Consider the following 8,604-nt stretch of genomic DNA (forward strand, 5'->3'; position numbering starts at 1 on the left):
TGCGCGCCATGCCTGGCGCACCATAAAAAAGCCCGAGCATGGCAATATGCTCGGGCAAATGACTTACCCACACGACCCGATATCAGTGAGGCAAGTAACGAGAGTGCTCGTGTCGATTTACATCGTATTCGTTAGTGGTGAAAACGCTCAGCGGCCTGACGGGCCAGCTCGCGAATACCGTCCCAATCCTCTGCTTCAACCATGGCTTTCGGTGTTAGCCAAGAACCGCCTACACACATAACATTGGGTAGTGACAGGTAGGTTTCAGCGTTATCAACCGTGATACCGCCGGTTGGGCAAAAGCGTGCTTCGGGAATCGGCGCACCAAAGGCTTTAATGGCTTTGGCACCACCGCTGGACTCAGCCGGGAAAAACTTGAAGCGGCGATAGCCGTACTGCCAGCCTGTCATCAATTCAGAGATCGTTGATACGCCGGGCAACATTGGCACCGGGCTCTCTACGCCATAGCGATAAAGTGCTTCTGTCGCGCCAGGGGTCACCACAAAATCTGCGCCCACCTGTTCAGCTTGGCGGTATTGCGCGGGCGTTAACACGGTACCTACACCGATGCTGGCTCCCGGCAGCGCTTCTTTCATGCGTTTAATTGCTTCCAGCGCGCAGTCGGTACGCAAGGTAATTTCCAACACGCTTAAGCCACCTTCAACCAAGGCGCGACCTAGCGGTACCGCATCTTCAAGACGCTCAACGGTAATCACCGGAATGACCTCGGCCTTTAAGCAGATGCTGTCAAGCTCGGCAGTGCGCGTTGAGGGTAGCTGTTTATCGATTGTCATCAGTGAGTCTCCAAGCAGGTGTTACTGGCAAACGTTTATTGGCGAAAGCCCAGGCGTTACGGCGCCCAGTAGATCGCTAACGGGCAAGATAAAAACGCGCGAATAGGTAGCTTACGGACATCATCACCATTCATGGCGTTTGCCAATACGCTGCGCTTATCATCGCCAGTAATATGTAAAATATGTCGATGCGCCTGATGCAGGCGATCTGCCGAGAAGGTAATACGCGGCTGCGGCTGACTAGGCGTGCGTACAGCGACAAGCGGCTCATCGGTAGAGAGCGCTAAACCTAGTTCTAGACTGTCAGGGAACAGCGACGCCGTATGGCCATCGCCGCCCATTCCCAAGATCACAACGCTGGCGGGCCAAGGCAGAGATGCCGTGCGTTTGGCAACCTCATCAACCCCTTCTTCCGGCGTCGAGGCATCCGAGGTTAGCGGTACGAAGTTGGCGTTCGCAGCCGCTCCTTGAAGCAGGTTTTCGCGCACCAGCTTGGCATTGCTATCGCTACTTTCCTCATCCACCCAGCGCTCGTCGGCCAACGTGATATCAATGCGCTCCCAAGGCAGCGGTTTGGCTGCCAGAGCTTTAAAAAATGGCACCGGCGTAGAGCCACCCGAGACGACTAGTAGCGCGCGCTCTTGGCGGCTCAAGTCTTCGGCCAATGCCTGGAAGACCGCTTCTGCCAGCTGTTGTGCTAGCGCTTGACGTGCTTCGCTCATATTAATAGTCCTCGTACCAACTGCGGCCATCTTGGGTAATCATGGCGATGGAGGCGACTGGCCCCCAAGAGCCTGCCGGATAACGGCGCGGCGGGGTTTCGCGGGCTTTCCAACCGTCGATGAGTTGGTCGCACCAACGCCAAGCGTGCTCAACTTCGTCTCGGCGCACGAACAGATACTGTTGGCCTTTCATGACTTCCAGTAGCAAGCGCTCATAGGCATCTGGGATACGTGATTTGGGGAACGCGCTGTTAAAGTCCAGGTGCAACGGACCAGGACGCAGACGCATGCCTTTATGCAAACCGCTGTCTTTGGTGAGCACTTGAAGCGCGATCCCTTCATCCGGCTGCAGGCGAATGATCAGCTTGTTAGACGCAATCCCCCGCTGATCAGGATCAAAAATGTAGTGCGGCTGCTGGCGGAAGTGGATCACGATTTGGGACAGTTTTTCAGGCATGCGCTTACCGGTACGCAGGTAGAACGGCACACCCGCCCAGCGCCAATTTGAAACCTCTGTTTTCATTGCCACAAAGGTTTCGGTCTGGCTCTGGGTATTCGCCCCTTCTTCTTCCAGGTAGCCGGGTACCGGCTGACCATCATTGGTGCCCGCGGTATATTGCCCACGTACTACATCACGCCCCAGCGCTTCACCGGTAAACGGCTTTAGGGCTTTAAGCACTTTTACTTTCTCATCACGAATCGCGTCGGCATCCAGGTTGGAAGGCGGGTCCATGGCAATCAAGCATAGCAATTGGAGCAAGTGGTTTTGCACCATATCGCGAAGCTGCCCGGCATCATCGAAGTAGCCCCAGCGTCCTTCAATGCCGACTTTTTCTGCAACGGTAATTTCTACATGGGAAATATGGTTCTGATTCCATTGCGTCCCGAATAACGGGTTAGCAAAGCGCAGCGCAATCAGGTTCTGTACCGTTTCTTTACCTAAATAGTGGTCAATACGGTAAATGCGCGACTCAGGAAAAACAGCCCCAATAGCGTCGTTAACTTCTTCTGATGACACTAGATCGTAGCCGATGGGCTTCTCAACGATAACCCGCGTTTGCTCATCCAGGCTGCCACTCGCCTCAAGGTTGCGGCAAATATCGCCGTAGATCATGGCGCCAACGGATAAATAAACCACCATGGGGCGATCAGAGCCTTCGCGCCATTCACGTATTTGCTCGAAACCCTCAGCTTTTTTGAAATCCAGCTGGCAATAGTCAAGCCGATTTAGAAAACGCTCGAGACTCTCTTTATCCTGCTCATCTTTTTTCAGCCGCTTTTGCAGCGCGCCGCTTACCAATTGACGGAATGCAGCGGTGTCATGCGCTTGACGTGCCAGCCCCATAATCCGTGTGCTTTCGGGCATTAAGCCCTCACGGTCAAGGTGATAAAGCGCAGGAAACAGCTTGCGCATTGCAAGATCGCCCAGCGCCCCAAACAGCGCTAAATCAATAGCGTGCTTCTGATCGCCCAGCGGGGATTGTGACTGGCTCATCTCAGCTCCTATTTATAATTAGATGATCTAATGTAGTTAGATTACCTAAAATCTATCTGATATCGGGCATTATACGCAACATTACATGTAATTTTACTACAAAAAAATAGTATTGCCTCCCCATTTACGTCTTTTAACGTTATTTACCTCTCTCTTTGAGCAGTGCCATCTCTGATCAGCACCGATGCAGACACCCAACGTTATACCGCTTTATTGTTACCTTTTATTCCACTCTACGCCCCTTGGATACGCCATCGCTACGCCCCCTGAGGATGAGGTGACGTTGAGCGTAATTGGCGACGCTGGCACTGACTAAAGCGCTGCTCATCAATATGCTCGCAGCACTCTACGACAACAACAGTGAGGTATTTACATTATGGCTACGTCTCGCCCCATCATGATGCCGCTTCTAACCGCGACGCTGGCTGCCAGTGTCGCCCTTCCCGCCGTTGCGTTTGAGGACGATCGCCTGACTATCTGGATGGGTGATAATAAAGGTCAAGAAGGCATTCGTGAGGTTGCCGAGCAGTTTCGTGAAGAAACAGGCATCGAGGTTGAGGTGGTATTTCCCGATAACCTTACCGACCGCTTTCAGCAGGCGGCGGGAAGTGGCCAAGGGCCAGACATCGTCATCTGGGCTCACGACCGCATGGGTGAGTGGGCACAAAGTGGTTTATTGAAACAAGTCGCCCCAAGTGACAGCTTCCGTGAAGCGTTTTACGACTTCACCTGGGAAGCTGCGCTGTGGAATGGTGAAACCTACGGCTACCCGATATCGGTAGAGTCACTGGGCCTCATTTATAACAAAGCCCTGGTAGAAACACCGCCAGAAAGTTTTGCCGAGCTGATGAAGCTTGACGAAACGCTCTCTCAAGACGGCAAAAAGGCCATCTTATTTGATTACAGCGAGCCGTATTACGGTTGGACCTTACTAGCGGCCAACGGCGGCTACCCTTTCAAGCAGACTGACAGCGGCTATGACGTCAGCGATATAGGCGTTAACAACGAAGGTGCCCTACAAGGGGCAGAACTGTTGGTTGAGCTAATTGAAAGTGATGTATTACCCCGAGGCACTGATTACAACTTGATGGATACCCGCTTTAACCAGGGCGAAGTGGCTACCATGATTAGCGGCCCATGGGCCTGGCCGAACCTTGAGCGTAGCGGAATTGACTACGGCGTCGCGCTACTGCCGAAAGTGGGTGATGAACGTGCTAAACCCATGTTTGGCGTGATGACGGCAATGATTAACTCCGCCACACCCAATGATTTTCTCGCCGTGGAGTTTTTAGAAAACTACCTGCTTAGCGAAGAGGGCATGCACACATTCAACAGCGACGGGTCACTGGGAGCGGTCGCCCATATCGATTATCAGGCTGAACTTGCTGATAACCCTAACATTGCCGCGACGCTTGAAAATGCTGAAGTCGGTATGCCCATGCCAAATATTCCTGAAATGGGTGCTTTCTGGGCAGCCATGGAGCCCGCCCTTCAAAACATCGGCAGTGGACGTCAATCGCCCCAAGAAGCGCTGGATGCCGCTGCGCGGCGTATGCGCCAGTAAGCTTTTTCTGCCCTTCTGCCCGGTAGCCAAAATGCCACCGGGCAGCTTTCAGGATGTCACTATGTATACCACTAACGCCTCTCGTGGCCTTCCCCGTCACCGTTCTCGCCATCTCACCGAACGCTACACCCGCTGGGCACTTCGCTGCGTCATTGCCACCTTGGTAATCGCGCTGTTATGGCTGGTAGTCGCCTTCCACCTTAACGGCCAGTGGATGTTTGCGCTGCTCTTTCTAGTGCTGGGCGCCTCGCTAGGCGTGGTGTTTACCAAACGTACGTTAATGAGCCACCGGTATATTTTTCCTGCCGTAGCGGGGCTCGGCGTATTTGTTATTTTCCCGCTGCTTTACACCATCGGCATTAGCTTTAGTAATTACAGCTCAAGCAACCTGCTATCGGAAGAGCGCGTGCGCGGCCAGCTGATGAGCCAAACCTATCAACAGGAAGGCAACGCGTTTGAGTTAACGCTTTACCAAGAAGGTGAGCTTGTCCGCTTATACCTGGAAAACAGTGAGGCAGACACGACCCAGCGTTTCGTTTCTTCACCGCTCAACTTCGCCAACCATGAACCCCGCCAAATAGGCATTCAGGCAGTAGACGCTTCGCCTGCCCAAGAGCCACTGGGAATGCGCGCTATTATCCAGGCACGTGATTCTCTGCAAGGGCTTAGGCTGCTGACACCGGATGGCGCGGAGCTGCGTATGGCAGGGTTACGCCAGTTTGCCCCTATGGTAGATCGCTATGAAGCTCGTGAAGACGGCTCGCTTTATGATCGCCGCGATGACCGCGTTCTTACCCCCGACCCCGCTAGCGGATTTTTTGTCGCTGATAACGGCGAAAGAATCACGCCGGGATGGCCAGTCAATGTAGGGTTTACCAACTATACGAAGATATTCACCGATCCCGATATTCGCGGTCCCTTCATGCAGATCTTTGTGTGGACCTTTGTGTTTGCCGCACTGACGGTGGTCTTCACCCTGGCCGTTGGCTTTGTGCTGGCGTCACTATTGCAGTGGGACCAACTCAAGGGCAAAGCCGTTTATCGCACGCTGTTAATTCTGCCCTACGCCGTGCCCGCCTTTATCTCCATCCTGATTTTTAAAGGCATGTTTAACCAACACTTCGGTGAAGTAAACATGATTCTGGACACGCTGTTTGGTGTTCGCCCAGAGTGGTTTACCGACCCGTGGTTAGCGCGTTCCATGCTGCTGATTGTTAATACGTGGTTGGGCTACCCCTATATGTTGCTGCTATGCATGGGGCTAATCCAAGCCATCCCCCAAGATCTCTACGAAGCCTCGGCGGTAGATGGCGGAGGCCCTATTACCAACCTGTTCAAGATTACCCTGCCGCTGATCATTAAACCGCTAACACCACTATTGATTGCCGCCTTTGCATTTAACTTCAATAACTTTGTGCTAATTGCGCTATTAACGGGCGGCAACCCCGACATTTTGGGCGCCAGCACCCCAGCAGGCACCACCGATCTATTGGTCAGCTACACCTACCGCATTGCCTTCCAGGATGCTGGACAGAACTTTGGGCTGGCAGCCGCCATCGCAACGCTCATTTTCCTCTTGGTCGCGGGTATGTCGTTGCTTAATTTGCGCCTTTCCAAGGTTAAGGTTTAGGAGGTTACTCATGGCCATGGTTCAACCGCGTTCTGTGGGCGCGCGCCGCTTGGGCGCTCACCTTGCACTGATCTGCTTTGTTTCGCTGATTGTCTTCCCGCTACTGTTGGTGATTTCAATCTCATTTCGCGAGGGTAACTTTGCCTCTGGCAGCTTAATTCCCAATAATTTCTCGTTGGAACACTGGTCACTAGCACTGGGAATTCCCTGGGAACGCCCAGATGGCAGTATTGTACAGCCACCCTTCCCTGTGCTGCTGTGGCTTTGGAACTCAATAAAAGTGGCAGTAGTTTCTTCGGTGCTGATTCTAATGTTAGCGACGACGAGCGCTTACGCCTTCGCACGCATGCGCTTTAAAGGCAAAGAACCGCTTTTGAAAGGTATGCTGATTTTCCAGATGTTCCCAGCCGTACTGTCGCTTGTGGCGCTCTACGCCCTGTTTGATCGACTGGGGCAGTTTGTTGGCTGGTTAGGCATCAACACCCACGGCGCGTTGATCGTGGCATCACTGGGCGCAGTCGCGCTGCATATCTGGACCATTAAAGGCTACTTTGAGTCGATTGATGGCTCGTTGGAAGAAGCGGCTATGGTCGATGGTGCCAGCACTTGGCAAGCGTTCCGCTACATTCTGCTGCCGCTGTCGATTCCCATTTTGATGGTGGTTTTCATTCTGGCTTTTGTGATGAGCATCATGGAGTACCCCATGGCCTCAGTTCTGCTGGTAGATGAGCACAAGCTCACCCTGGCGGTAGGTGCTCAACAATACCTTGCCGATCACAACCAGCGCTGGGGTAACTTTGCCGCCGCTGCAGTGCTTTCCGGCCTGCCCATTACCGTCGCGTTCTTGATCTGTCAGCGCTGGATTATTGGCGGATTAACCGCTGGGGGCGTCAAAGGCTAACTTCCTGGATTTAACTACTCAGTACACCACTCCCGCTTCCTCGCTTGAGCAACTTGCTCGTCACCGGCTCTATTGATGGGGCCGGTTTTTTAAAAGCTGGCTAAATCTCCACCGCGCGGCCGATAAACTCAATCGGGCCCGTTGGTAAACCGGTGGGCGAACCAGTGTCCTCTTCTAGCGTGAGTTCAAACAGCTGGTTATTCTCAAGCGGCGGTAACTGGTCTAAACGCAGGCGCAACGGTTGTCCTGGCTCTACTAGGCCAAGTGAAACCGGCGCTTGCCAATCATCCGCCTTGGTCCAGAACTCCAGTGCTTTGCCTTCGGGCACTTCAAAAGCGCCTAACGGAATCAGTTGAATTTCCTGGCGGTTGGCGGCCTGTACGACCCACCCGGCTGATTGAGTTTGCGGCGCTAACAGCACCACCATATATTCCGGCGTTGTTGGTGCAGTAGAGACATTGGTCAATATCACGCCCATGGTCACCGCGGCAGCCAAACCAAGGCCGGTAGCGGCGCGCCAAAATGGTAAGCTGTGCACCAAACGGCGTGGCGTTGGTGCCGCCCTAGGAACACCTGCTGATCTTTTCGATGCGGCGTGCATGCTGCGCTCTATACGCGGCCATAAATAATCTGATGGGGTAACAGGATCAACGATCGCGGTGTAGGGGAAAAACTGCTCTTCCCAGTCAGCCACGATGGTCTGTAATTTTGAGTCGTTGGCTAAACGTGCCTCAAAGGCTTCTCGCTCAGCGATGGGTAACGAACCCAATACGTACTCCCCTGCAAGTGCATAAAGGTCATCATTTTCGTTTGAACGCATCATGACATACACTCCCGCAGGCGAAGCAAACTTCGCTTAATCCAGGCTTTAACAGTGCCTAGCGGCGCGCCAGTGTGTGCAGAAATCTCGGCATGACTTAACCCATCCACGTAGGCATGTAGCACACAGTTGCGGCGCTCGGTTTCCAATTGCTGCAAGCACTCATCCATCTGTTGGCCAGTCTGCCAGTCAAAGGCTTCCGCCGTTGTCGATAATGACTGTTGATAGGTATCATCATCGGCTAGCTCGCCTGGGTCGTTGATATCCACCCTGATTTCTCGGTCGCGCTGGCGAATAGCGTTTAATGCTAAGTGGCGGGCAATACTGAATATCCAGGTACGCGCAGAGCCCCGTTCGGGGTCGAAACTATCGGCTCGCTGCCAGATGTTCAGGCAAGCATCGTGGACAATGTCCTCAGCCATGCCGCGGTCTTTCACAATGCGCATGACAACGCCAAGCAGTCTGGCACCCTCTTGACGATAAAGCTGATGTAGCGCCGCTTGCTCACCACGCGCGCAGCGGGCAAGTGCATCAGCATAATCGAAGTCGTTAGCTATCGTAGACACGCCTATATCAGACACTTGCTAGCTCCCTGGTGACGCGCCGATACAGTCGCCACTACTGTTATCGCCGCTCTTTTGGCTAGCATAGCGGCTAGAGACTCGCGAGACGAGCCTC

The 8,604-nt window shown here is 53.5% G+C and carries 8 protein-coding genes; 3 read left to right on the forward strand and 5 right to left on the reverse strand.

Annotated features, from left to right (window positions below):
- Nucleotides 1-131: 131 nt before the first annotated feature.
- The 3 genes from INT22_RS03010 to zwf are packed head-to-tail and all read right to left on the reverse strand — an operon-like array spanning nt 132 to nt 3,011.
- Entirely contained in the window at nt 132-794 is a 663-nt protein-coding gene (locus tag INT22_RS03010; RefSeq protein WP_038483316.1) for a bifunctional 4-hydroxy-2-oxoglutarate aldolase/2-dehydro-3-deoxy-phosphogluconate aldolase, read from the reverse strand.
- A gap of 56 nt (nt 795-850) precedes the next feature.
- Nucleotides 851-1,516: a 6-phosphogluconolactonase gene (pgl, locus tag INT22_RS03015; protein WP_193059439.1), complete on the reverse strand. Its 666-nt coding sequence runs from the start codon at nt 1,514-1,516 to the stop codon at nt 851-853.
- Between the two features lies 1 nt (nt 1,517).
- The gene (zwf, locus tag INT22_RS03020) at nt 1,518-3,011 is read right to left on the reverse strand and encodes a glucose-6-phosphate dehydrogenase (protein ID WP_193067659.1); all 1,494 of its coding nucleotides are present in this window, start codon (nt 3,009-3,011) and stop codon (nt 1,518-1,520) included.
- 376 nt (nt 3,012-3,387) lie between these two features.
- Between zwf and malE the strand changes: the two genes are divergently transcribed.
- The 3 genes from malE (at nt 3,388) to malG (ending at nt 7,106) form a co-directional block, all read left to right on the forward strand.
- Nucleotides 3,388-4,575: a maltose/maltodextrin ABC transporter substrate-binding protein MalE gene (malE, locus tag INT22_RS03025; protein ID WP_083003041.1), complete on the forward strand. Its 1,188-nt coding sequence runs from the start codon at nt 3,388-3,390 to the stop codon at nt 4,573-4,575.
- Nucleotides 4,576-4,636: 61 nt separating this feature from the next.
- Complete coding sequence (malF, locus tag INT22_RS03030) at nt 4,637-6,205, forward strand: maltose ABC transporter permease MalF (RefSeq protein ID WP_193067673.1); 1,569 nt, start codon at nt 4,637-4,639, stop codon at nt 6,203-6,205.
- 10 nt (nt 6,206-6,215) lie between these two features.
- Nucleotides 6,216-7,106 (forward strand): maltose ABC transporter permease MalG, encoded by an 891-nt coding sequence (gene malG, locus INT22_RS03035; protein ID WP_030069051.1) that lies wholly within the window; start codon nt 6,216-6,218, stop codon nt 7,104-7,106.
- Between the two features lie 100 nt (nt 7,107-7,206).
- On the opposite strand, the gene INT22_RS03040 is transcribed toward malG, so the two are convergent.
- Together INT22_RS03040 and INT22_RS03045 are read right to left on the reverse strand one after the other, a co-directional pair.
- Complete coding sequence (locus tag INT22_RS03040) at nt 7,207-7,929, reverse strand: anti-sigma factor (protein WP_193067660.1); 723 nt, start codon at nt 7,927-7,929, stop codon at nt 7,207-7,209.
- Entirely contained in the window at nt 7,926-8,507 is a 582-nt protein-coding gene (locus tag INT22_RS03045) for a sigma-70 family RNA polymerase sigma factor (protein ID WP_253920290.1), read from the reverse strand. Before INT22_RS03045 ends, INT22_RS03040 begins: the two co-directional genes overlap by 4 nt.
- Between the last annotated feature and the right edge of the window lie 97 nt (nt 8,508-8,604).

Source organism: Halomonas sp. 3D7M (genome assembly GCF_014897885.1).
Classification (GTDB): domain Bacteria; phylum Pseudomonadota; class Gammaproteobacteria; order Pseudomonadales; family Halomonadaceae; genus Vreelandella.

Coding starts and splice junctions, on each gene's coding strand:
- INT22_RS03010 (WP_038483316.1), bottom strand. CDS start 794: ATGACAATCGATAAACAGCTACCCTCAACGCGCACTGCCGAGCTTGAC.
- pgl (WP_193059439.1), bottom strand. CDS start 1,516: ATGAGCGAAGCACGTCAAGCGCTAGCACAACAGCTGGCAGAAGCGGTC.
- zwf (WP_193067659.1), bottom strand. CDS start 3,011: ATGAGCCAGTCACAATCCCCGCTGGGCGATCAGAAGCACGCTATTGAT.
- malE (WP_083003041.1), top strand. CDS start 3,388: ATGGCTACGTCTCGCCCCATCATGATGCCGCTTCTAACCGCGACGCTG.
- malF (WP_193067673.1), top strand. CDS start 4,637: ATGTATACCACTAACGCCTCTCGTGGCCTTCCCCGTCACCGTTCTCGC.
- malG (WP_030069051.1), top strand. CDS start 6,216: ATGGCCATGGTTCAACCGCGTTCTGTGGGCGCGCGCCGCTTGGGCGCT.
- INT22_RS03040 (WP_193067660.1), bottom strand. CDS start 7,929: ATGATGCGTTCAAACGAAAATGATGACCTTTATGCACTTGCAGGGGAG.